Source organism: Bradyrhizobium sp. Kon58 (genome assembly GCF_055807455.1).
The window spans coordinates 1-253 of sequence record NZ_JBVVOT010000544.1; the positions used below are offsets into that span (position 1 = coordinate 1).

At 62.1% G+C, this 253-nt stretch carries 1 protein-coding gene; it reads right to left on the minus strand.

The genetic code is table 11. The features are described from left to right. The coding region (locus tag AC0L20_RS41435; protein WP_473295901.1) for a cytochrome-c peroxidase at positions 1 to 253 on the minus strand (253 nt) is incomplete at both ends.

The following is a 253-nucleotide window of genomic DNA, read 5'->3' on the forward strand; positions in this document are numbered from 1 at the left end:
CTTGCAGCGTATCCACCCGACCATTCCAGAATTGCTTGAAGTTCAGGCTGGCGTTGAACACGGTAGGCGTGTTGAGCGTCACCGGTTTACCGTCAACGCCCATCGAGAACGGCTGGTTGTCGGCACCACCGGATGCCAGGCGATGGCAGCTGGCGCAGGACAGGCTGTTATTGGCCGATAAGCGCGGCTCGTTGAACAATTGGCGGCCCAACTCGACCTTGGCCGGGTCCAGCGTCGGTACCGGCGGCAGGGG